This is a genomic window from Herbiconiux dendrobii (genome assembly GCF_052048175.1).
Lineage (GTDB): Bacteria > Actinomycetota > Actinomycetes > Actinomycetales > Microbacteriaceae > Herbiconiux.
Map to the genome: position 1 here is coordinate 530,978 of NZ_JBLZQV010000003.1, position 24,126 is coordinate 555,103.

Consider the following 24,126-nt stretch of genomic DNA (forward strand, 5'->3'; position numbering starts at 1 on the left):
TCGTCGTCGAGTGGGTCAGCGGGTGGGTCATGGTGCTAGCCGGCACAGGTCTGCAGCTGGGCCACGGCGGGGCTCAGGGTGGCTTCGCCGCCCAGGAGCGTGATCTCTTCGGCGCCGAGGGCGGTGATCTGTTCGAGGGTCTCCGACGGGACGCAGGTGCCTTGCACGGTGAAGAGCGGGGCGCCTGTGCGGGGGCCGAACGCCGAACCCGAGAGAGCATCCGGGAAGTTCGAACCCGTGGCCAGCAGCACGTTCTTCGCCTCCGTGACGAAGTGGGCGTTGATCGACCGCGACGCCGCGAACCTGTCCGCACCACCCAGCCGGACAGTGTCGGCGATCTTCGCCGCATCCGACTCGATACCCGCAGACACCGACGCGGTTCCACCGGCAACCGCGATCTCATCCACGCCGAGGTCGGTGAGCAGCGACTTCGTCGCCGCATCCAGACCAGACGCGCCACCGTTCACCAGGACAACCGGGCCACGACCGGCGACCGCCGCACCAGCCGACAAGGCATCGGGGAAGTTCAGACCCGTGGCCAGAACCGCCACCTCCGCACCGTCCGGGAAGGCGTGCTTCGCGATGTTCCGAGACGCCTCGAACCGATCCGCACCACCGATGCGGGTGACAGTGCCGAGCGTCTTGAGTTCCGCCTCGACACTCGCGCTGATGGTCTTCGGGCCTCCCACGATCACGATCTCGGCCGCCCCGAGCCGCTGGATCTCGGCCTTGACCGAGGCGGGAAGGGAACCCGACGTCGTCAGCAGGATCGGTGCACCCGCGACCGTGGCCGCCGATGCGGCGGACAGGGCATCCGGGAACACCTCACCCGACGCCACGTACACGGTGTCGGACCCATCAGACCAACCGGCCTTCGACGTGTTCACCGACACCTCGAACCGGTCCGCGCCGCCGATGCGGTCGACCTCCGGCGCCACCGGTGCCGTGACCACCACCTCGGCCGTGACGGTGATGGCGCTCGAGCTGAAGAGCTGTCTGCCCGACGCGTTCCACGCGGTCGAACCGCCCTCGCCCACCCAATCGTTCAGGTTGGCGCCGAGCGAGCGCACCGTGCCGGTGACGGCGTAGCTGCCGGGCGTCGCGAGGTCGACGGGCGTCGTGTCCCAGTCCACGGGCAGCTCCGCGGTGCCGCGCCCGTAGGCGAGGTTCACCGCGGCGGTGCCGGGCAGGGCCGCGGCCAGCTCCTCGGCCGTGCCGCCCTGGCCGAACGAGGTCGTGCCGAGGTCGGCCGTGACGGCCGACGTCGCATCCGCCGCTCGAACGGTGTCGTACTGCGCCTTCGTGAGCGAGACGATGCCGCCGTGCTTCGTGTTCGGCGCCATCGAGAAGCCCGGATCGGTCAGCTGGGTCCAGCCGGCATCGAGGTCGGTGGTCTCCATCGGGCGGTAACCGGTGCTGGGGATCACGTCGACGTACAGGTACCAGCGGTCCTCGCTGTGGCTCTTGAACACCGCCGGGCCCTCCACGCCGCCCGCGTTGCCGCCGGCCCACACCGCGCCGATCTTCGTCTGGATGCGCGTCCAGGCCGTGCCCGCCTCCCACCAGCGGGGTGCGGTCGTCGACTCCATGTAGATGCCGTCGCCGAATCCGTTGTCTTTGGTGATGCGGTAGGTGGTGCCGTTGTTCTGGATCATCGTGGTGTCGATCGCGTTGCCGCCGGTGTTCACGAAGTCGCCGCCGAAGGCGTAGGTGCCCTGCGTGAAGTCGCTGGTGGCGCCCCACAGCACGCGGTTGTAGCTCGCGGTGTCGTGGTTCGGGTCGGTGGCGGGGAACACGTTCGAGGCCCAGTACACGACGAAGGCGCCGCGGCCGTCGGGGTAGTAGTCGTCTACCCAGGTGGCCTCGGGAGCCCAGGCCATGCCGAGCTCGGCGACGGTGCCGCCGTTGGCGTCGACGGCCATGTCGATCTGGCGCAGGTCTCCCCAGGTCACGAGGTCTTTCGACTCCCAGATGTTCAGCTTGGTGCTGGCGTTCTTCGTCCAGTAGCACCAGGTGGTGCAGCTGCCGGAGCCCGAGTCGCCGCCGAACACCCGCAGGTCGGTGGCGATGATGTAGTAGGTCTTCGTCTCGGGGTTGTAGGTGAGGTACGGGTCGCGAACGCCGGTGGTGCCGAGGTCGGAGGCCAGGATGGGCACGCCGCCGTTCAGCGGGTCCCACTGCTCTGGGTTGTCGCCCCGGGAGACGTCGAGGTAGATCTTCTCGGCGTAGCCCGCGGAGTCCTCGATGAAGTGCACCATCAGGTAGCCGTAGTCGTCGCCGGCCTCGGCCATCGGGGTCACCGTCACATCGACTTCGCGCGACGCGGTCACACCGCGCACCGTCGCCGTGGCCGTGAGGGTGCCGGTGAGCGCGGGCTGGCCGGGTGCGGGCTGAACCGCCGTGGCGGTCACCCCGTCGGCCGCGATCGCGATGCCCGGGGTGTCGGAGGCCCAGCTCACCGAGCCGCCGAGGTCGGGCAGCACGAGTGAGCTGTCGTCGATGGTCACGGGCGACAGGGCGTCGACCGTGGCCCGCGCCACCGCCTGGAAGCCGGCGGCATGCGCCGTCGCATCCGCGTCGGAGACCGCGTCGACCTCGGTGGCCGAGAGCGCCCGGTCGTAGACCCGGAACGACGAGACGGCGCCCTGGAAGAACGGGTCGGGCCAGGGCGACCGGCCGATCGTGTTGAGAGACTGGTCGGTGATGGAGGCGGGGGTCAGGGTCGAGGCGGCCTCGCCCACCTTCACGCCGTCGACGTAGAAGGCGATGGTGCCGGCCTCGCCGTCGATCACCGAGGTGAGGCTGTACCACCGGTCGGCGTCGAGGGCCGTGCCCGAGCGGGCGTTGATCTCGCCCCCGCCGCCGTTGGTGGTGATGGCCGTGCGCGGGGTGTCGCGCACCGAGGTGAAGTAGTACTGCGCGGTCGTGTCGTTGCCGACGTTCCAGAGGAAGTTGAAGGTCGACTTCATCGAGGCGTCGATCTTCACCTCGTTGGTGATGGTGGCCGAGGAGGCCCCGGTGAGGATGCCGTCGGGCAGCTCCACCCAGTTCGCCGTGGGGCTCGACTTCGCGCCACCGGTGAACTGGAGCGCGTCGCCGGTCCACTGGTTGTCGGCGCCGTTCACCACCGTGGCGTCGGCGAGCGCACCGTCTCCGGTGGCCGAGTTGGCGACCGTGGTTCCGGATGTCTGGCTGAACAGGTACTCCCCGATCAGACCGTCCCTCGGCGCTGCGGTCTCGGCGGCGGCAGCGGGTGCCGCTGCTCCCGCCGAAACCGCACCGAAGCCGCCCACCAGCAGCAGCGATGTCGCCACCGCCGCCGTCCTTCTGAATACGTCACGCATCACGGTCGTCTGCTTCCTGTCGTCGTCGTCAGTTGCTGGGGTGATCGTCGGGTGTTCGGGATGCTCGTCAGGTGCTCGCGCAGGCCTGGAGCTGCTCGACCGCGGGCGACAGGGTCGCTTCGCCGCCGAGGAGGGTGATCTTCTCGGCGCCCAGAGCGGTGATCTGCTCGAGGGTCTCCGCAGGGACGCAGGTGCCCTGCACGGTGAACAGCGGGGCGCCTGCGCGGGGGCCGAACGCGGAGCCGGAGAGGGCGTCGGGGAAGTTCGACCCGGTCGCCAGCAGCACGTTCTTCGCTTCGGTCACGAAGTGGGCGTTGATCGCCCGCGACGCCGCGAACCGGTCCGCGCCACCCAACCGCACCGTCGTCGCGATCTCGGCAGCATCCGACTGGATGCCCGCGGAGACGGATGCGGTGCCGCCGGCGACGGCGATCTCATCCACGCCGAGATCGGTGAGCAGCGTCTTCGTCGCCGCATCCAGTCCCGCTGCGCCACCGTTCACCAGAAGGACCGGGCCGCGACCGGCGACGGCCGCACCCGCCGAGAGAGCGTCCGGGAAGGTCAGACCGGTGGCCAGGACTGCGACCTCGGCACCATCCGGGAACGCGTGCTCCGCGATGTACCGCGACGCCTCGAACCGATCCGCACCACCGATCCGGGTCACGGTACCGAGCTTCGCAAGCTCAGCCTCGACACCCGCGCCAATGGTCTTGGGGCCGCCGACGATGACGATGTCCGTCGCCCCGAGCCGCTGGATCTCCGCCTTCACCGAAGCGGGAAGGGAACCCGACGTCGTCAGCAGGATCGGTGCACCCGCGACCGCGGCCGCCGAGGCAGCCGACAGGGCATCCGGGAACACCTCGCCCGACGCGACGTAAACAGTGGACGACCCGTCCGACCAGCCGGCCTTCGACGTGTTCACCGACACCTCGAACCGGTCGGCACCCGCGATCCGCGACACCTCGGGCTCGGGCTGCGGCTCCACGCCGTCGCCCGCGAGGATCGCGATCGATGCCGCATCCAGCGCCCGGTCGTACACGCGGAAGTCGCGCATCCGACCGTCGAACAGCGGGTCGGCCGCCCACGACGACCGGCCCAGGTAGTTGAAGCTCGTCGAACCGCCGCCGATGGCGCCGGGGGTGGTGGTGATGCCCGTGTTCGTCGCCACGAGGGCGTCGTCCTGGTAGAGCTTCGCCACGCCGGGGTTCGCGCTGTCGCCGCCGGCCACCGTGTACGTGACCCGCACCCAGTTGCCCTGGGGCAGGAGGGCCGAGCCGGCCGAGCTCTGCTCCGCCGAGCCGGTGGTGCGGGTGATCGCGCCGCGGAACACGTTGTTGTAGTCGCGGGCGGTGACGAACAGGTACCCGCTGTTGGCGGTGGACGGGTTGCCCACCACGAACGACATCGTGTTCTGCGGCAGGCCCTGGTCGACCCAGAGGTCATAGCTCACGGAGACGTCGTCGAGACCCGTCACCAGGTCGTTCGGCAGCTTGATGCGGTTGCCCGTGGCGACCGATCCGCCGGTGAACTCGAAGCCCTCGGCTCCTCGCCACTGGGGCGTTCCCTCCACCACCGCGTCGCGGCCGTTGCCGGAGGAGTCGGTCACGGCCGTGCCCTCGGATTCGTCGAGCGTGTACCGGGCCACCAGCCCGCTCTCCAGGCTGGGCGCCTCGACGACCGTGACCGTGGCCGTGAGCGGCGTTGCGAAACCGTCGACGTGCCCCGAGACCGTGAAGGTGCCGGGCTGCGCGTACGCCGCCGGGTCGATCGCGTCCCACGTGATGGGCGCGGAACCGACGGCGCCCGAGGTGTAGGTGGCCTGCACCGAGCGCGGCAGGTCGGGGGCGTTCCGCTGCACGGCCTCGACCGCGAAGGTCGTGCTCTGCACGCTCGAGATGGTGTTGTAGGCGGTGCGCAGGCGTGCCTGCTCCTCGGCCGAGACGGGCAGCACCGTGCCGTGGCGGGGAACGCCGGGCAGGCCCGAGGAGTCCTGGGCCTCCCAGGTGAGCCCCTTGTCGTCGGAACGGAACGCGACGTAGCCGACACCGCCGTGGTAGCCGGGCTGGTCGATGAACAGCCACCAGGTGCCGTCGTCGCGCACGTCCTTGAACACCGTGGGGCCCTCGCCGCCCGTGTAGATGCGGGTCGAGCCGTCGATGGCGGTGTAGCTCTGGTTGCGGCCGATCTCGCGGGTGACGAGCGACCAGGCGTTCGGATCCTCGGTCACCACCATCGGGTCGCCGCTCGTGGCCCGGAGCGAGTCGGACTTCTGCAGCAGCACGTTCATCGTGCCCTCGTCCTTGGTGAAGCGGTAGTAGGTGTCGCCGTCCTGGATGACGGTGGAGTCGATCAGGCCGAGCCCGTTGCCGCGCTTGGAGTCGCTCCAGATCTGCGGTTCGGAGAAGGTCACGAAGTCGCGCGTGGTGGAGTACATCATGCGGTTGTAGGTGGCGAAGTTGTCGCGCGCCGACACCGGGGTGGAGGCGTCGTAGATGTTCGAGGCCCAGTACACGACGTACTCGCCGATCGTCTCGTCGTAGAAGGCCTCGGGGGCCCAGGTGTTGCCCACCGTGGCCTCATCCGACACCTTCACGTGCCGCTGGTCCGACCAGGTGACGAGGTCGGTCGACTCCCAGATCTCGAGGTAGGCGCTGCCGGTGCGCTGGGCGCGGCCGAAGTCGCCGTTCGGGTAGATCTTGAGGTCGGTCGCCACGATGTAGAACTTGTCGCCCTCGGGCGAGCGGATGATCATCGGGTCGCGCAGGCCCTTCTCGCCGAACTCCGAGTCCAGCACGGGCTGGCCGCCGTTGAGCTCGTCCCACTCGAGGGGGCTGTCGCCCTCGCTGGTGCCGAAGTAGATCTCCTCCCCCGCGTCGGTGGACTCGCCGGCGAAGTAGCTGAAGAGGTAGCCGGCCGGGTCGACGGCCGGTGCCGCGGCCCGCACGAGCAGGTCGAAGGTCTTCGACTGCCCCTCCACGGTGGCGGTCAGCTGAACGGTGACGTCGGCGCTGCCCCGGGTGACCGCGCCGGGGGCGATGCTGCCCTCGGCGGTCTCGGCGACCGCGTCGGAGACGACGGCCGCGTTCGACGAGCTCCAGGTGATGGGGCTGCCGCTCACGCTGCCGGTCTCGGGGAGGTGGATGTTGCCCCGCACGTCGTCGGCGGAGGGGATGACGAGGGCGGCGAGGTCGGCCGATCCGTCGGCCACCGCCGTGGTGCCGCTCGTGCTCGGCAGAGCGGCACCCGCCGGCACCGCCGCCGAGGTGGCGAGGAGCACGGCCAGGGCGGAGGCGACCAGCGCACCGCGGGTCGAGAGAAGTCGCTTCATTCGTTTCCTACTTCGTCGTAGTGATGGAGGATGGTGCGGCGGCTCAGCCCGCGCAGGGCTGGAGCTGCTCGACCGCGGGGCTCAGGGTGGCCGGGCCGCCCAGGAGCGTGATCTGCTCGGCGCCGAGGGCGGTGATCTGTTCGAGGGTCTCCGTAGGGATGCAGGTGCCTTGCACCGTGAACAGCGGGGCGCCGATGCGGGGACCGAACGCGGAGCCCGAGAGGGCGTCGGGGAAGTTCGACCCCGTCGCCAGCAGCACGTTCTTCGCTTCGGTCACGAAGTGGGCGTTGATGGCCCGCGACGCCTCGAAGCGGTCGGCGCCACCCAGCCGAACCGTGTCGGCGATCTTCGCGGCATCCGACTGGATGCCGGCCGAGACGGATGCGGGGCCACCGGCGACCGCGATCTCGTCGACACCGAGATCCGTCAGAAGCGACTTCGTCGCCGCATCCAGACCAGACGCGCCACCATTCACCAGCAGCACCGGGCCGCGACCGGCCACCGCAGCACCCGCGGAGAGCGCATCCGGGAACGTCAGACCGGTAGCCAGAACAGCCACCTCGGCACCGTCCGGGAACGCGTGCTTCGCGATGTTCCGCGACGCCTCGAACCGATCCGCACCACCGATGCGGGTGACAGTGCCCAGCGTCTTCAGCTCGGTCTCCACCGCAGCACTGATGGTCTTCGAGCCACCCACGATCACGATGTCCGTCGCACCCAACCGCACGATCTCGGCCTTCACCGAAGCCGGCAGCGAGCCGGATGTCGTCAGCAGGATCGGAGCGCCCGCGACCGTGGCCGCCGACGCGGCGGACAGGGCATCCGGGAACACCTCACCCGACGCCACGTACACCGTGCCGGAACCGTCCGACCAGCCGGCCTTCGACGTGTTCACCGACACCTCGAAACGATCCGCCCCACCGATGCGCCCCACCTCGGGCTCCACCGGAGCCGTCACGATGGTCTGCGGCGCCACGCTCTCCAGCGTCGGCGTCACGGTCTGCATGAGACCGGTGGCCGGGTCGAAGGTGAGCTCGTCGATCGTGGTCTCGCGGTGCTGACCATCGCCGCCCGGGATCGCGAAGCGGTGATACGCGATGTACCAGTCGTCGGTGCCCGGCACGTTCAGCACCGAGTTGTGCCCGGTGGCCAGGATGCCCTTCGACGTGTCCTTCTGCAGCAGCACTCCACGGTACGTCCACGGCCCGTCGACGCTGGTGGCCGTGGCGTAGCCCACCTTGTAGTTCGCCGACCCCGTGTCGTCGATCGAGTAGGTGAGGTGGTACAGGCCGTCGCGGTAGTTGAGGAACGTGCCCTCCCGGAAGTCGGTCAGTCCGGAGATCGGCTTCAGCGTCTCGGCCTTGATCGAGAGCATGTCGTCGGAGAGCTCGGCGTAGACCGGGGATCCGTTGCCCCAGAACAGGTAGTGCTTCCCGGTCTCCGGATCGGTGAACGCCGCCGGGTCGATCGCCTGGCCGGAGGTCACGGCCTCGTCGTTCAGGATCATCGCCTCGGGCTGCGCCACGAACGGTCCGGTGGGGCTGTCGGCCACGGCCACACCGATCGTCTTGCGGTCCAGCTCGGCGTTGTGACCGCTGAAGTAGAAGTAGTACTTCCCGTCCTTCTCGGCGATCGTCGGTGCCCAGGCGTTGCCCGTCGCCCACGGCACGTTCCCGTTCGCGCCGTCCAGCGTCAGGATGGGCGTCTCGGACCGCGTCCAGTCGACGAGGTCCTTCGACGACCAGACGAAGAACTCCTTGCCGCCCCAGCCGGGGAAGCCGTCGGTGGTCGCGTAGATGTAGTAGGTGTCGCCGAAGGCCACGATGTTCGGGTCGGCGTAGAGCCCCGGGATGCTCGGGCTGCCCATCTCGATGGCGCTCAGCGTCCAGGTGACGGGGTCGCCGCCGGTGGAGCTGAGCGTCACCGTCACCGGTTCGCGCAGGTCGACGGTCGATCCGGATGCGGGGCTCGCCTGCACGCCGGCCGCCGTCGCGAACTGCGGCGTGAGGGCGCTCCGGTCGGTGCCCGGCTTCACCGGGAACACCACCGTGTGGGCGGCCGAGTCGACGATCGGCGCGGTCTTCAGCACGTCTTCGGCGAGCGTCACACCGGCCAGGGCCGAGGTGTTGCCCGAGGCGGCGAGCACCTCGGCGTCGGAGAGCGCGCGGTTGTAGATCGCGAACTCGCGCAGCCGCCCGTCCAGCAGCCGGTCGCCGTCGTAGTTCGACTTGCCCAGGTGGTTGGCCGTGGTCGCTCCCCCGCCGATGTCGCCCGGGTCGGTGGTGACCGTTCCGGAGGCCACCGCGAGGCCGTCGAGATAGATCGTGGCGGTGGTGTCCTTCAGCACGTAGGTGAGGTGGGCCCAGCGGCCGCGCGGCAGGTCGCCGCCCTGTGCGACGGTCTGTTCGGTCGTCCAGTTGCCCGTGGCGAGACTGGTGCGGTAGCCGTTGCCCGTCGAGAAGAGGTAGCCGTTGCCGGCGCCCGAGACGGTGTTGCCCAGTCCGTAGATGAAGTACGGGGTGGCCTGCCCGGCGTCGATCCAGACATCCGCCTCGACCGTGGTGTCGACGACACCGGCCAGCAGGTTGTCGGGCAGGTCGACGTAGTCGTCGCTGCCGTCCAGCAGCAGCGCGCCGTCGGAGAAGGTGGCGCCGCCCTGAATGCTGCCGTCCTGGCCGTTGCCGGAGACGTCGTGCAGCACCGATCCGGAGCCGTCGGAGAAGTCGTAGCGCACGATCTCGCCGTTCTCGTTCGCCGGCGCGGGTGGAACCGTCGGCTCGTCGGCGCTGAGCGCGGCCAACTCGTCGGCGGTGACCGGGATCACGGTGCCGTGGCGGGGGCTGGCGGGCAGGTCGTAGTCCGCAGCGACCTTCCAGTCCGGGTGGGCGATGTCGTCGGTGGCGAGCGGGATGTACCCGCGTCCGCCGTACTCGTCCACGAGGAGGTAGAACTTCTCGCCGTTCACGTCGCCGGGGTTCGCCTTGAAGGCGGTGGGGCCCTCGACGGCGCTGGTACCGGCGTCGCGGCCGATGCAGCTGTCCATCACCGTCCACGAGTCGAGAGTCGCGCGCAGGTCGGTGGACGACTCCTGGATGATGTCACTGCACCCGGTGCCGCCGGCGCCCTCGTCCTTCGTGAAGCGGTAGTAGACGTCGCTCTCTTCGATGACGGTGGAGTCGATCCGCGACACCCCCTGGTCTTGCCAGACCTCGGGCGTGCTGAAGGTGACGAAGTCGCGCGTGGTGGCGTACATCATGCGGTGGTAGGTGGCGCCGGTGTGGCCCGGGTCGTCGTCGCCGTACAGCGCCGAGGCCCAGAACACCACGTAGGAGCCGATGGTGTCGTCGTAGTAGGCCTCGGGCGCCCAGGTCATGCCCGCATTGTCGGGGGCCACCTTGACGTGCCGCTGCGCCGACCAGTTCTTCAGGTCGCTCGACTCCCAGACCTCGATGTATTTGCTGCCGGTGCGCACCGAGTCACCCCACGAGGTGCCGCTGCCGATCGAGAGGTCGGTGGCGATGAGGTAGAACGTGTCGCCCTCAGGAGAGCGGATGACGAACGGATCGCGCAGACCCTTCGTGCCCTCGGTCGAACTCAGCGCCGGCCGTCCGCCGTTCAGCTCTTTCCAGTCGAGGGCGTTGTTGCCCTCGCTCGCGGCGAAGTAGATGTTCTCGCCGGCGAGGGAGTTGCCCGTGAAATAGGCGAAGGCGTAGCCCTCGTAGGCGCCGAGGTCGGCGGCCTTCCTCACCTGAGCCGTGAAGGTGCGGGTGGCGGTGGCGGAGCCCTTGCCGAGCTGGGCGGTCAGCGTCACCGCGGTGTCGGCCTCGGGGCGGTTCACCTCGCCGGTGGTCGAGATGACCGACGGATCCGAGGAGGTCCACTCCAGCGAGATGCCCGCCGGCGCCGCAGGCAGGGTCAGGTTGCCGCGCACGTCGTCGAGGGTGTTGATCGCGAGCGCGGCGGCCGCGGAGTCGACGTCGGACTGGTCGTCAGGCAGAGCGACCACGGTGGCCGTGAACTCCTTCGTGGTGCTGCCGGAGCCACGCGCGAGGGTGGCGGTGAGCGTCACGGTGGTGTCGCCCTCGCCGGCCGCCGGGCGGGTCACCGCACCGGTCGCCGAGATGGCGTCGGGAGCATCCGAGCTCCAGGTCACCGTCGAGCCGTTCAGGCCGGTGCCGGGTAGCGCCAGGTCGCTCTGCACGGCCGAGAGGTCGCCGAGCGTGAGCTGCTCGGCGTCGCGGGCGAGACGGACCTCGTCGGAGGGCTGCAGGGCGGCGACCTCGGTGGCGCTCAGCGCCGTGTCGTAGATGCGGAAGTCGCGCACGCTGCCCGCGAGGTACCGGTCGGAGGCGTAGTTCGAGCGGCCGATGAAGTTGGCGGTGGTCGTTCCGCCGCCGAGCTCGCCGGGCTTCACGGTGACGCCGGTGTTCACGGCCACCTCGGCGCCATCGAGGTAGAGGCGTGCGGTGTCGCTCGCGTCGTCGAGCGTGTAGGTGAGCGTCTTCCAGGTGTCCCGGGCCAGGTTCGCATTCGAGTTGACGACCTGCTCGCCGCTCCAGTTGCCGGTGGTGATGCCGGCCCGGTAGGCGTTGCCGGTGGCGAAGAGGTAGCCCGTGCCCGAGTTGCTCGTGGCCGGGTTGCCGAGTCCGAACACGAAGTACGGCGTGCCCTGGCTGCCGCGCACCAGCACCTCGGTGCTGACGGTGATCGAGTCCAGCCCGGCGAGGATGTCGTCCGGCAGCTTCACGTGATCGTCGACGCCGTCCAGGGTCACCCCCGCCCCGCCGCCCAGAACGGCACCGCCGGCGATGACGGCGTCGTGGCCCCCGCCCGAGCTGTCGACGGCCGTGCTGCCCGCGGTCTCGTCGAGGGCGTACCGCGCCACGAGGTGGTCGGCGGGTTCGGCGAAGGCGGGGGTCGCGCTCAGCAACGGCACGGCGAGAGCCAGCGCGGTGGCGGCGACCAGCGCCTTGGTGGGTGGACGTGTCATGCGGAGTGTCTCCTGAATCGGCTTCATCGTCGAACGGGGCGCAGCTGCACCAGGGCAGAGCTGTGCTGGGAGAAGGTGCCCCGAAGGGCCGTGTGGGCGGTCTAGGTCTTGCGTTTGCGCGACACCACGAGCCGCTGTAGCAGCACGAACACGAGCAGGATGCCGCCGGTGATGATGGTCGTGGCCTCGGGCGGGATGCTGCCGTCACGGGTGATCAGCACGTTCATCAGGCCGAGCACCAGGGCTCCCACCACCGAGCCGAGCACGAAGCCCGCACCGCCGGTGAGCAGGGTTCCGCCGATGATCACCGCGGCGATGGCATCCAGTTCCCAGCCGATGCCGGTGATGTTCTGCGCGATGCCGAGCTTGGAGGTGTAGACCACCGCGGCCAGGCCCGCGAGCGTGCCGCTGATCACGTAGATGAGCAGCTTGGTGCGCACCACGGGCAGGCCCATCAGCAGAGCCGACTGCTCGGATCCGCCGATCGCGTAGACGGTGCGGCCGAGCCGCGTGCGGTGCAGCACCACGAAGGCCACGATCACCACGACGGCGGCGATCAGCACGGTGGGGGTGATCACCAGGTCGTTGATCTTCGGTCCGTCGATCACCTTCCACTCGGTCGACAGGGTGCGGATGGGCGAGTCGTCGGCGAGGCGTTCGGGCGTGGTGCTCAGCATCGCGGCGAGCCCCCGGGCCAGGAACATCATCGCCAGGGTGGCGATGAACGGCTGCACGTTGAAGAACTGGATCAGGATGCCCGAGGCGAGTCCGAAGGCCGAGCCGATCAGGATCATCAGCACCACGACGGCGATCGGGTTCCAGCCCTGGTTGGCCAGCATCACCCCCACCAGGCTGCTGATCGCGATCACCGCGCCGACCGAGAGATCCACTCCCCCGGTGAGGATGACGAAGGTCAGGCCCACCGCCAGGATGATCAGGTACGAGTTGTTGATCAGCAGGTTCGAGACGGTGTTGAACTGCACGATCCGGCCGTAGGCGATCTCGCCGTAGACGATCATGCCGACGAAGATCACGACCGCGGCGAGCGTGGGCAGCGTCTCGAGCTTGGGCTTCAGGCGCGACAGCGGGTTGGGGCGGGCCGGAGGCGGCGAGCCCGTGGGGCCGGAGAGGGGGCGTTCCATGAGGGTGCTCATGCCGACACCGTTTCCTTTCGGGTCGAGCTGGGCGCGACGGGCGCCGGGGTGGGGGCCGCCGGGGTGCGCGGGGCTCGGCGCTGGTTGAACAGCGCCCTGACCCGGCGCGACTGCAGCAGGCAGATCACCACGATCACGAGCGCCTTGAACGCGGGCGTGGCCGAGGAGGGGATGGCGAGGAACACGATGGTCTTGTCGAGGGTGGCGATCAACAGGGCGCCGATCACGCTGCCGGTCAGCGAGAACTTGCCGCCGGCCAGCGAGGTGCCGCCGATGACCACGGCGAGGATGGCGTCCATCTCGGCCGAGAGACCGGTCTTGGCCACCTCGACCGTCATCACGCTGGCGGTGGAGAAGATGCCGGCGATACCGGCCAGGATGCCGCTGACGATGTAGACGGAGATCAGGATGCCGATGGGCCGGATGCCCGCCATCCGCGCGGCCTTGGGGTTGATGCCGATCGACTCGATCATGAGGCCCAGGGCGGTGCGCCGGATGAGCACGGCCACGATGGCCACGATCACGGCGCCGATGACGAACACCACCGGGAAGCCGAACACGGTGCCGTTCGCGATCCACCGGAACGGTTCGTTGCTGGCCGAGGTGTTCTGGCCGGAGGTGATCACCTTCGCGAGCCCACGGCCGGCGAGCATCGTGATCAGCGTCGTGATGAAGGGCTGCAGACCCACGATCGACACCAGCACGCCGTTGACCGCACCGAGCACGGCGCTGATGCCGATGGCGAAGGCCGCGGCGAGGATCGCGCCGCCGACGCTGCCGTCGCCCGAGCTGTTCATGAACTCCATCGAGACGGCGCCCGAGACCGCCATCACCGAGCCGACCGAGAGGTCGATGCCGCGGGTGGCGATCACCAGGGTCATGCCGATGGCGATCATCATGATCGGCGCACTGGCCCGGAGGATGTCGATGACGTTGCCGGAGAGATTGCCGGTGGTGCCGTTCACCGAGATGCCGAGGTAGCCCGGATCCTTGATCAGATTGATCACGATCAGCAGCAGCAGGGCGACGACGGCCCAGATGTAGGGCTGGCGCACGACGGAGGTGGCGAACTGCCGGGCTCCGGATCGCGGGGTGCTCGCTCGCGGCGTCGTTGGCGCGCTCATGGGGTGGTCCCTTCGGTGGCGATGAGGTCGACGATGGTCTCTGCGGTGATCTCCGGACCGTTCACGATCTCGCCGATCTTGCGGTGGTCCTTCAGCACGACGATCCGTTCACTCAGTCTGACGACTTCTTCGAGCTCGGACGAGATGAAGACCACCGACATCCCCTCTTCGGCCAGCGTCGCGATCGCCTCCTGGATCTCGGCTTTGGCCCCGATGTCGATTCCGCGGGTGGGCTCGTCGAGGATGATCAGCTCGGGCTGGGTGGCGAGCCACCGGCCGAGCAGCACTTTCTGCTGGTTGCCGCCGGAGAGGTTCTTGATGGGGAGCTCGGGATCGGCCGGCCGCACGTTCAGCGACACCAGGTACTTCTCGCAGAGCTCGTTCTGCTCGCGGCGGGAGAGCGGGCGGGCCCAGCCGCGGCGGGCCTGCACGGCCACGATCAGGTTCTCGCGCACCGTGAGGTCGCCGATGATGCCCTCGTCGCGGCGGTTCTCGGTCGAGAACGCGATCTTCTTCGCCAGGCCCGCGGTGGGGCTGTGCACCTCGACGGTCGCGCCGCCGATGGTGACCTCGCCCGTGTCGGGCCGGTCGGCGCCGTACATCAGGCGGCCGAGCTCGGTGCGGCCGGAGCCGAGCAGACCGGCCAGGCCCACCACCTCGCCCCGGTGCACCTGGATGTCGACGGGATCGATCGAGCCCTTGCGGCCGAGATCCGTCGCCGAGTAGAAGGCGGGGGCATCCGCGTCGATGGCGCGTCCGCGGTTGGAGCCGAGCGCCGCGAGGGCGCCGAAGTCTTTACCGATCATCTTCGAGATGAGCTGGCTGCGGTCCAGCTCCGAGGTGCGGTACTCGCCCACGAATTCGCCGTTGCGGAGCACGGTGAGGCGGTCGCTGATGGCGTAGACCTGGTCGAGGAAGTGCGAGACGAACAGGATGGCCACGCCCTGGTCGCGCAGGCGCCGCATCACGGCGAACAGGCCCTCGACCTCGTTCGCATCCAGGCTGGAGGTGGGTTCGTCGAGGATGAGCACCTTCGACTTGGTCACCATGGCCCGGCTGATGGCCACCAGCTGCTGCAGCGCCAGCGAGATGCTGGAGAGCGGCTGCTTCGTGTCGAGGTGGCCGAGGCCGAGGCCGACCAGCGCGTCGTGCGCGGCGCTGTGGGTCTTCGCCCAGTTGATGCCGAAGCGCCCCCGCACCTCGTGACCGAGCATCACGTTCTCACCGATGGTGAGGTTGTCGCAGAGGTTGACCTCCTGGTAGACGGTCGAGATGCCCGCGCTCTGCGCATCCGCCGTCCCGCTGAACGAACGCGGTGCACCGGCCACCCGGATGCTGCCGCCGTCGATCTTGTAGACGCCGGTGAGCGCTTTGATCAGCGTCGACTTGCCGGCACCGTTCTCACCCATCAGGGTGTGGACCTCGCCCGGGAACAGCCGGAAGTCCACGTGCTGGAGGGCTTTCACGCCGGGGAACTCGATCGAGATGTCGCTCATCTCGACGATCGGCTCTGTCGCTGCCATGTCTGCCTGGTCGTTCTGCCGGAGGTCCGGCGTCGTCGCGGGAGGGGGTGCCCGGCCAGGGGGCCGGGGCCGCCCGGCTCCCCTGTGAGGAGAGGAACCGGGCGGCGCGGGGTGGGATCAGAACTGACGGGTGGGCAGTGCCTCGGTCGCCGCCTCGGGCGAGTCGAAGGTCACGCTCGGCACCACGATGTCCGACTCGACGGTCTCGCCGGCCAGGGCCGACTTGACCACGTCGATGGCGGTGTCGCCGAACAGCGGGTTGTACTCGGCCACGAAGCTGAGACGGCCCTCGGAGAGCGCGGTCAGGGCGGCCTTGGTGCCGTCGATCGTGATGATCTTGACGTCGGTGCCGGGCTTCAGGCCCGCCTCCTCGACGGCGAGCGCGGCGCCCAGCCCCATCTCGTCGTTCTGGGCGAAGACGAGCTGCACGTTGTTGTTGTTCGCCTTGAGGATGGTCTCGAACACGCTCTTGGCCTCCTCGGTCGACCAGTTGGCCGACTGGCTCTCGAGCTTCACCAGGTTGGCGTCGACGGTCTCGTCCCAGCCCTTGTTACGGTCGTTGACCACCGAGAGGCCGGGAGGGCCTTCGAGCACCACGTAGTTGGCGCCGTCGGGGAACTGCGCGTTGGCCCACTCGGCGGCCGAGGCGCTGATGCCCACGTTGTCGGGCGCGATGTGGCTGGTGTACAGCTCGGTGTCGTTGGGCTCGATGCCGCGGTCCAGCAGCACCACCGGGATCTCGGCCTCCTGAGCACGCTCGAGCACGCTCTCCCAGCCGGTGGCCTCGGTGGCCGAGAGCAGGATGGCGTCGACACCCTCGTCGATGAACGAGGTGAACGCGGTGATCTGCGAGTTCTGGTCGCCGTTGGTGGCCGGGGCGTACTTGAGGTCGAAGCCGTTCTCCTTCGAGAACGAGTCCTGGATGTTCTGCTCGTTGGCGGTTCGCCAGCCGCCCTCGGGGCCGACGGCCACGAAACCGATCGTCGTGAGCTCACCGTCGGAACCGGCGGCGCCGGTCGACTCGGCGGACGAGCCACCCGAGCACGCCGTGATGCCCAGCGCCATGGCCCCTGCGAGTGCGATGCCCGCGAATGCGCGGAACGATGCTGTCTTAGACATTGATCTCCTCCTCGAGATCCGCCGGCCCTCCATCGGGTAGCGGTATGAATGTGTCTGCTGCGGTGGTGCGTGCGGGTGTCGAACACTTTTGTGAGCGCTCACAAACCCGATGCGCTGAACGTTAGCGACGAATTCGCTGCAGTGTCAAGTCACAAATTGAGAACGCTCACAACGGCTTGTTCCCGGGCCTCGCCGCGCGATAGACTCGCATGCGGTCAGCAGATGTGAACCCTAACATCCGGCCTCGGCCGCAGTCTTTTGCCTCACGGAGAGCCGAGATGAACGCGCCCATGCCGATCGTGCAGCTCATCGGCGTGTCCGTCGGCTTCCCCGGCGTGCTGGCGCTCGACGAGGTCGATCTGCGCCTGTTCCCGGGCGAGGTGCACTCGCTGATGGGCGAGAACGGCGCCGGAAAGTCCACCCTGATCAAGGCGCTCACCGGCGTGTACCGCACTCAGGGCGGGCGCATCCTGGTGGGCGGCGACGAGGTCTCGTTCTCCGGGGTGTCCGACGCGCAGCAGGCCGGCATCAGCACCGTGTACCAGGAGGTCAACCTGCTGCCCAACCTCACGGTGGCCGAGAACGTGATGCTCGGTCGCGAGCCCCGGACCCGCTGGGGCGGCATCCACTGGAAGGCCATGCGCACCCGCACCCGGGAGCTGCTGGAGGCGATGCACCTCGACATCGACCCGGCCTCGACCCTCTCCGACCACCCGCCCGCCGTACAGCAGCTCGTCGCCATCGTGCGAGCGGTGGCGGTGCAGACGCGGGTGCTCGTGCTCGACGAGCCCACCTCGAGTCTGGACGCCGAGGAGGTGACCGAGCTCTTCCGGGTGATCGCCCTGCTGAAGGCCGAGGGCGTGGCCATCCTGTTCGTGTCGCACTTCCTCGATCAGGTGTACGAGATCTCCGATCGGCTCACCGTGCTGCGCGAAGGCCGCCTGGTGGGCGAGTACCTGCCGCAGGAGCTGCTGCGGATCGATCTGGTGCAGAAGATGATCGGCAAGGAGCTCACCGCACTCGACGAGCTGCACCAGCGCCTGGAGTCCAGCGACCTGGAGGACTCGCTCGACGACGAGCAGCCCTTCGTGGCCGCCGTGGGTCTCGGCCGCAGCGGTGCGCTCGAGCCGGTCGACCTGCGCATCTACGAGGGCGAGATCGTGGGCATCGCGGGCCTCCTGGGCTCGGGCCGCACCGAGTTGGCGCGTCTGCTCACCGGAATCGACCGGGCCGACGCGGGCACGATCTCGGTGCAGGGACACCCGGCCCGTCTCAGCACGGTGCGCCGGGCCCTCAAACGCCGGATCGTCTACGCCTCGGAGAACCGCCGTACCGAGGGCATCATCGGCGAGCTGACGGTGCGCGACAACATCGCGCTCGCCCTGCAGGCCGATCTGGGCTGGTTCCGCCGGATCTCACGAGCCAGGCAGGACGAACTGGCCGCGAGCTACATCCAGGCCATGGACATCCGCCCGAACGACCCCGACGCGCTGATGAAGAACCTCTCCGGCGGCAATCAGCAGAAGGTGCTGCTCGCGCGCTGGCTCGCCATCGCGCCCCGCCTGCTGGTGCTGGACGAGCCCACCCGCGGCATCGACATCGGGGCCAAGGCCGAGATCCAGAAGCTCGTCACCGATCTGGCCGAGAACGGTCTCTCGGTGGTGTTCATCTCGGCCGAGCTGGAGGAGGTGCTGCGCATCAGCCACCGCGTCGCGGTGTTGCGCGACCGGCGCAAGGTGGCCGATCTGCCCAACCACGACCTCAGCGTCGCGAGCCTGCTGGCGGCGATCGCCGACGCGCCGCCGACGCGGATCGATCCGTGACGGCGGCCGTGGTGGCGCCGCGTCCCGACAGCGGTGCATTAGTGTTCCAGTCACGCCGGAAGGGGTGGAATCGTGCCCGCTGACACCCCTCGCCAGGCGACCATCTTCGACGTGGCCCGGCTCGCCGGCGTCTCGCACCAGACGGTCTCGCGGGTTCTCAACGACCTCCCCAACGTGCGCCCGTCCACCAAGGTCAGGGTGCAGGATGCCATCAAGAAGCTGCGATACGTGCCCTCCCCCGCCGCGAGGGCCCTGGTCACCCGGCGGTCCCGCACGATCGGCGTCGTGGCCACCGGGGGCACCGAGTTCGGTCCGTCGTCGACGGTGCTGTACTTCAACGCGGCCGCCCGGGATGCCCGGTGGTCGGTCTTCACCGCCAACATGGTCGACGGCGAGCCCGCCTCGGTGCGCACCGCGGTCGAGGCCTTCCTGCGTCAGAGCGTCGAGGGGATCGCCGTGATCAGCGCCCACGAGGGCGTCACCGACATCGTGGCCGGCATGGAACTGACGGTGCCGCTCGTGGTGCTGCACGCCACCGAGCTGAGCGGGATCGTGACCGTGGGCGCCGACCAGTACCGGGGCGCCCGCGCGGCCGTGCGGCACCTGATCGACCTGGGCCACCGCGACATCGCCCACCTCGCCGGGCCGGCGGATGCGATCGACGCTCGGGAGCGGGAACGCGGCTGGCGCGACGAGCTCGCCGACCACGGGCTCTCCGCACGCGTCATCGGCACCGGCGACTGGACACCTTCGGCCGGTTTCGCCTTCGGCTCGAGCTTCCCCGCCCACGAGTTCACCGGCGTCTTCGCGGCCAACGACCAGATGGCGCTCGGGCTGACGCACGCGCTCGCCGAGCGGGGCCTGCGGGTACCCGACGACATGAGCGTCGTGGGTTTCGACGACATCCCGGAGGCGGCGCACTTCTCGCCCCCGCTCACCACCGTCCGCCAGGACTTCCGGCGGCTCGGCACCGACCTGCTGGTCACCCTGCTCGCGCGCATCAACGGCGACCCGCCCGTGCCGGCACCTCCGGCGGCCCCGCAGCTGGTCGTGCGGTCCTCGGCCGGGGTGCCCGCATCGGTGAGCGCTCCCCGGGACGCCCGTTCCTGAGGGTGCCCGACCCCGGCGCCCCCGACGGACACATGCGAGTGCAATGATGGCTTGCATGAACGACGACATGATCTCGCTCGACGCCGGAGTCGTCACCGACTTCGACGACGACTTCGACGAACTCGCCGTGACCACGGCCGGCCCGCCGCTGCCCGAGGGCCGCTACCTCGACCGCGAGCTCAGCTGGCTGGCGTTCAACACGCGCGTGCTCGAGCTGGCCGAAGACCCCACGCTCCCGGTTCTGGAGCGCACGAACTTCCTCGCCATCTTCGCCAGCAACCTGGACGAGTTCTTCATGGTGCGGGTCGCGGGCCTCAAGCGCCGCATCCTCACCGACCTCGCCGTGCCCACCAACGTCGGCCGCCGCCCCACGGATGTGCTCGAAGACATCTCCGTCAAGGCCCACGAACTGCAGGCCCGCCACGCGAAGGCCTGGCAAGACCTGGTCGGTCCGAAGCTCGGCGAAGAGGGCATCCGGATCGTGCGCTACGACGAGCTCGACGAGGCCGACCGCGAGAACCTGCACGACATCTTCTCGAGCCAGATCTTCCCGGTGCTGATGCCGCTCGCGGTCGACCCCGCGCATCCGTTCCCGTACATCTCCGGCCTCTCGCTCAACCTCTCGGTGCGCGTGCGCAACTCCAAGACCGGCAAGGAGGAGTTCGCGCGCCTCAAGGTGCCGCAGGTGCTCAACCGCTTCATCCGGGTCGACCAGCGCGAGACGTCCGACGAACTGCGCTTCATCACCCTCGAAGACCTGATCGCGAACCATCTCGGCGACCTCTTCCCCGGCATGGAGATCGTGGAGCACCACGTGTTCCGCGTCACCCGCAACGAAGACGTCGAGGTCGACGAGGACGAGACCGAGAACCTGCTGCAGGCCCTCGAGAAGGAGCTGCTGCGCCGCCGCTTCGGCCCGCCCATCCGCCTCGAGATCACCGACGACATGGATCCGGTGACCCTCGAGCTGATCGTGCGCGAGCTCGACGTGACCGAGCAGGAGGTGTACCGCCTGCCCGCGCCGCTGGACCTCGGCGGGCTGTTCGACCTCAACCGCATCGCGCGGCCCGACCTCAAGTACCCCAAGCACGTTCCCACCACGGCGGCCGCCCTGCTACCGCCCGAGCCGAACGCGAAGCCCGACATCTTCAAGGCGATCAGCCGCGGAGACATCCTGCTGCACCACCCGTACGAGTCGTTCGCCACCAGCGTGCAGGCGTTCCTCGAGCAGGCCGCGGCGGATCCGCACGTGCTCGCCATCAAGCAGACGCTCTACCGCACGAGCGGCGACTCCCCCATCGTCGAGGCACTGATCGACGCGGCCGAGGCCGGCAAGCAGGTGCTGGCCCTGGTGGAGATCAAGGCGCGCTTCGACGAGCAGGCGAACATCTCCTGGGCGCGCAAGCTCGAGAAGGCCGGCGTGCACGTGGTGTACGGCCTGGTGGGCCTCAAGACCCACTGCAAGCTCGCGCTCGTCATCCGTCAGGAGAAGGGCCGGCTGAAGAGCTACAGCCACATCGGCACCGGCAACTACAACCCCAAGACCTCGCGCATCTACGAAGACCTGGGGCTGCTCACCGCCGACGACCAGGTGGGCAAAGACCTCACCCGGCTGTTCAACGAACTCTCCGGCTACGCCATCGAGAAGAAGTTCAAGCGCCTGCTGGTGGCCCCGCTGCACCTGCGCAAGGGCCTGCTCAAACGCATCGCGGCCGAGGCCGAGAACGCGCGCCAGGGCCTGCCCTCCGGCATCAAGATCAAGCTGAACTCGATCGTCGACGAGGCCATCATCGACGGCCTCTACCGCGCCAGCCAGGCCGGCGTGCCGGTGGAGGTGTGGGTGCGCGGCATCTGTGCCCTCAAGCCCGGGCAGCCGGGCCTCAGCGAGAACATCCGGGTGCGCTCCATCCTCGGCCGCTACCTCGAGCACTCGCGCATCTTCTCGTTCGAGAACAACGGCGACCGGCAGGTGTACATCGGCAGTGCCGACATGATGCACCGCAACCTCGACCGCCGCGTCGAGGCCCTGGTGCGCCTGGTCGATCCCGGCCACCTGAAGGAGATCGAGAGCCTGTTCGAGCTGGCGATGTCGGACGGCGTCGCATCCTGGTCGCTGGAGGAGTCCGGCGCCTGGACGCGCACGAACCTCGCCGCCGACGGCACGCCCCTGGTCGACCTCCAGGACGAACTGATGCAGCAGATCAGCCGCCGCAAGCGCCCGGGCACCACGCGGTGACGGTCTTCGCGGCGGGAGCAGTCTGCTGGCGGGTCGTCGACGGCAAGATCCGGGTGCTGGTGATCCATCGCACCGCCCACCGCGACGTGTCGCTGCCCAAGGGCAAGGTCGACCCCGGCGAGACGCTGCCGCAGACCGCGGTGCGCGAGATCGCCGAGGAGACCGGGCTCGGCGTGCACCTCGGTGTGCCGCTCGGCGTCACGAACTACACCATGCCCAACGGCCGCGAGAAGGTGGTGCACTACTGGGCCGCCGAGGTGAGCGAGGAGGCCGTCCGAGCCTCGACCTTCCGGCCCAACGCCGAGGTCTCGGCGTTCGAGTGGCTGTCGATCAAGAAGGCGCGCGCCGCCCTCACCTACGAGCGCGACGGGGCCATTCTCGACCGGTTCGCGATGCTGGTCGACGAGGGCGTCACCCGCACCTTCGCGATCATCGCCCTCCGCCACGCGAAGGCCACGCCGCCGTACCAGTTCCCGGGTCAGGATGCCGAGCGGCCGCTGACCGAGCGAGGCCGCGGCGAGGCCCGCTCGATCGTGCCCGGCCTGGCCTCGTTCGGGCCCACCAAGATCGTCTCCAGCACCGCCCTGCGCTGCCGGCAGACGGTGCAGCCCGTCGCCAAGGCGCTCGGCCTCCCGGTGAAGACCACGGATGCCATCAGTCAAGACGCGTTCGAGTACGGCGAGAGCGACATCCGCTCGGTCGTCGGCCGGCGGGTGGCCAAGGGCGTCACCGCCGTGATCTGCAGCCACGGCCCCGTGCTGCCCGAGATCGTGCGCGAGGTGGCGCTGGCCACCGGAACGGCCCCTGCTGTGACCGTGTCGCGCGCCGGCGACCTCCCCGTCGCCGGCTTCTCGGTGCTGCACCTCTCGGCCGACCGGCCGGACGCGGGCATCATCGCCATCGAGACACACACCCCGCAGATCTGACGACGGCCGTACGCCGATCGTCGGCATCCGTTAACCTTCCGTTCACCTCCGTGCGGGTGACTGGTCAGACGTCGCGCTTAGCGTCGCTGACGGGTCAGCACCGACCCGATCCGTGCGGCTGTGATCGATCTCTCGATATTCACTGCGGCCGCCCGCGAGATAACCCAATTCGAAGGGAACACAGTGAAGCTCAAGAACGTGGCGGCGGTGGGCAGCATCGTCCTCGTCAGCGCCCTCGCACTCTCGGCATGCGCCGGCAGCGACAGCAGCGGAACGCCGGCCGAGTCGACGACGCCCACGACCGCAGCGGTCGACAGCTCGCTCGCCGGAACCATCACCGCCGGCGGCTCCTCCGCCCAGGCCAACGCCCAGGCCGCCTGGACCACCGCGTTCACCGCGCAGGCCTCCGGCGTCACCATCAACTACGACAAGTCGCAGGGCTCCGGCGGCGGTGTCACCAACTGGCTCGCCGGCAGCTACGACTTCGCGGGCTCCGACTCGCCCCTGAAGGACGACCAGCAGGCATCCGCTGCAGCCAACTGCGGCACCGGCGGCGCCCTCAACCTGCCGATCTACCTCGACGGCGTCGCGGTCATCTACAACCTCGCAGGCGTCACCGACCTCAACCTGTCGTCGGCCACCCTGGCGAAGATCTTCTCGCTGCAGATCACCACCTGGAACGACCCGGCCATCGCCGCCGAGAACCCGGATGCCACCCTCCCCGCCACCGCGATCACCACCGTGACGCGCTCCGACGGATCGGGCACCACCACCAACTTCACGAACTACCTCAGCCAGACCCAGCCGAGCATCTGGACCAACGCGCCCGGCAACGCCTGGCCGATCGCCGGTTCCTCCGCCCAGCAGGGCGGCTCCGGTGTCGTGAACACCGTCAAGGCCGGCGACGGCACCATCGGCTACGCCGACCACAGCGCCATCGGCGACCTGACCTCCGCCAACATCCAGGTGGGCACCGGCACCGACTTCGTGCCGTTCTCCGCCGAGGGCGCCTCGAACGCCTTCACCGCGGCCGCCACCCAGAAGGACACCGGCATCGAGGGCGACCTGGCCCAGACGATCGACTACACCAAGATCACCGACGCCGACGCCTACCCGATCCCGCTCGTCTCGTACGCGATCCTCTGCACCACCTTCAAGGACTCGGCGCAGGCCGAGGTCACCAAGGGCTACCTCTCGTTCATCGCGAGCGAGGTCGGCCAGCAGGTCGCGGCCAAGAACGCCGGCTCCGCCCCGATCCCCGCCGACATGCTGGCGGAGATCAACACGAGCCTCGAGCTCGTCAAGTAACACCGCTCCACCCCGCCTGATCCGGCCGCCGTCCCGAGCGTCCACGCCGATACCCTTGAGAAAGAGTGCAGTGAGCGAATCCACAGCTGTTCAATCCGCCGCAGGGAGCTCGAGCGTGAACGACAGGACGACGGCCGGATC

General features: G+C 69.1%; 12 protein-coding genes. 5 read left to right on the forward strand and 7 right to left on the reverse strand.

Annotation, left to right across the window (positions count from 1 at the left end):
- Positions 1 to 35: 35 nt before the first annotated feature.
- The 7 genes from ACN4JJ_RS11475 to ACN4JJ_RS11505 form a co-directional block, all read right to left on the reverse strand.
- Positions 36 to 3,314 carry a cell wall-binding repeat-containing protein gene (locus ACN4JJ_RS11475; protein WP_440710038.1) on the reverse strand — a complete coding sequence of 1,093 codons (3,279 nt, stop codon included), beginning with the start codon at positions 3,312 to 3,314 and terminating at the stop codon, positions 36 to 38.
- A gap of 97 nt (positions 3,315 to 3,411) precedes the next feature.
- A complete protein-coding gene (locus tag ACN4JJ_RS11480; RefSeq protein WP_440710039.1) occupies positions 3,412 to 6,672 on the reverse strand; it encodes a cell wall-binding repeat-containing protein in 3,261 nt (1,086 codons plus the stop codon).
- A 43-nt stretch (positions 6,673 to 6,715) separates the two neighbouring features.
- On the reverse strand, positions 6,716 to 11,662 hold the full coding sequence (locus ACN4JJ_RS11485; protein WP_440710040.1) for a family 43 glycosylhydrolase: 4,947 nt from the start codon (positions 11,660 to 11,662) through the stop codon (positions 6,716 to 6,718).
- 101 nt (positions 11,663 to 11,763) lie between these two features.
- Entirely contained in the window at positions 11,764 to 12,816 is a 1,053-nt protein-coding gene (locus ACN4JJ_RS11490; protein WP_440710041.1) for an ABC transporter permease, read from the reverse strand.
- Entirely contained in the window at positions 12,813 to 13,940 is a 1,128-nt protein-coding gene (locus ACN4JJ_RS11495; RefSeq protein ID WP_440710042.1) for an ABC transporter permease, read from the reverse strand. Before ACN4JJ_RS11495 ends, ACN4JJ_RS11490 begins: the two co-directional genes overlap by 4 nt.
- Positions 13,937 to 15,463, reverse strand: coding sequence for a sugar ABC transporter ATP-binding protein (locus ACN4JJ_RS11500; protein ID WP_440710043.1), 1,527 nt, complete (start codon positions 15,461 to 15,463; stop codon positions 13,937 to 13,939). Before ACN4JJ_RS11500 ends, ACN4JJ_RS11495 begins: the two co-directional genes overlap by 4 nt.
- A 117-nt stretch (positions 15,464 to 15,580) precedes the next feature.
- Positions 15,581 to 16,582, reverse strand: a complete 1,002-nt coding sequence (locus ACN4JJ_RS11505; RefSeq protein WP_440710044.1) for an ABC transporter substrate-binding protein — start codon at positions 16,580 to 16,582, stop codon at positions 15,581 to 15,583.
- 278 nt (positions 16,583 to 16,860) lie between these two features.
- Here ACN4JJ_RS11505 and ACN4JJ_RS11510 point away from each other — a divergent pair, with 278 nt between their 5' ends.
- From ACN4JJ_RS11510 to pstS, 5 genes are all read left to right on the forward strand, one after another.
- Positions 16,861 to 18,405, forward strand: a complete 1,545-nt coding sequence (locus ACN4JJ_RS11510) for a sugar ABC transporter ATP-binding protein (RefSeq protein WP_440710045.1) — start codon at positions 16,861 to 16,863, stop codon at positions 18,403 to 18,405.
- Positions 18,406 to 18,477: 72 nt separating this feature from the next.
- Positions 18,478 to 19,515 carry a LacI family DNA-binding transcriptional regulator gene (locus ACN4JJ_RS11515; protein WP_440710046.1) on the forward strand — a complete coding sequence of 346 codons (1,038 nt, stop codon included), beginning with the start codon at positions 18,478 to 18,480 and terminating at the stop codon, positions 19,513 to 19,515.
- Positions 19,516 to 19,570: 55 nt separating this feature from the next.
- The gene (locus tag ACN4JJ_RS11520; RefSeq protein ID WP_440710047.1) at positions 19,571 to 21,751 is read left to right on the forward strand and encodes an RNA degradosome polyphosphate kinase; all 2,181 of its coding nucleotides are present in this window, start codon (positions 19,571 to 19,573) and stop codon (positions 21,749 to 21,751) included.
- Positions 21,748 to 22,677 carry an NUDIX hydrolase gene (locus tag ACN4JJ_RS11525; RefSeq protein ID WP_440710048.1) on the forward strand — a complete coding sequence of 310 codons (930 nt, stop codon included), beginning with the start codon at positions 21,748 to 21,750 and terminating at the stop codon, positions 22,675 to 22,677. The genes ACN4JJ_RS11520 and ACN4JJ_RS11525 overlap by 4 nt, the downstream gene beginning before the upstream one ends.
- Before the next feature lie 183 nt (positions 22,678 to 22,860).
- Positions 22,861 to 23,985 carry a phosphate ABC transporter substrate-binding protein PstS gene (gene pstS / locus ACN4JJ_RS11530; RefSeq protein ID WP_440710049.1) on the forward strand — a complete coding sequence of 375 codons (1,125 nt, stop codon included), beginning with the start codon at positions 22,861 to 22,863 and terminating at the stop codon, positions 23,983 to 23,985.
- Positions 23,986 to 24,126: the final 141 nt, after the last annotated feature.

Excerpts from the sequence above, each read along its gene's own strand:
- ACN4JJ_RS11480 (WP_440710039.1), bottom strand. The coding sequence starts at position 6,672 with ATGAAGCGACTTCTCTCGACCCGCGGTGCGCTGGTCGCCTCCGCCCTG.
- ACN4JJ_RS11485 (WP_440710040.1), bottom strand. The coding sequence starts at position 11,662 with ATGACACGTCCACCCACCAAGGCGCTGGTCGCCGCCACCGCGCTGGCT.
- ACN4JJ_RS11490 (WP_440710041.1), bottom strand. The coding sequence starts at position 12,816 with ATGAGCACCCTCATGGAACGCCCCCTCTCCGGCCCCACGGGCTCGCCG.
- ACN4JJ_RS11495 (WP_440710042.1), bottom strand. The coding sequence starts at position 13,940 with ATGAGCGCGCCAACGACGCCGCGAGCGAGCACCCCGCGATCCGGAGCC.
- ACN4JJ_RS11500 (WP_440710043.1), bottom strand. The coding sequence starts at position 15,463 with ATGGCAGCGACAGAGCCGATCGTCGAGATGAGCGACATCTCGATCGAG.
- ACN4JJ_RS11505 (WP_440710044.1), bottom strand. The coding sequence starts at position 16,582 with ATGTCTAAGACAGCATCGTTCCGCGCATTCGCGGGCATCGCACTCGCA.
- ACN4JJ_RS11510 (WP_440710045.1), top strand. The coding sequence starts at position 16,861 with ATGAACGCGCCCATGCCGATCGTGCAGCTCATCGGCGTGTCCGTCGGC.
- ACN4JJ_RS11520 (WP_440710047.1), top strand. The coding sequence starts at position 19,571 with ATGAACGACGACATGATCTCGCTCGACGCCGGAGTCGTCACCGACTTC.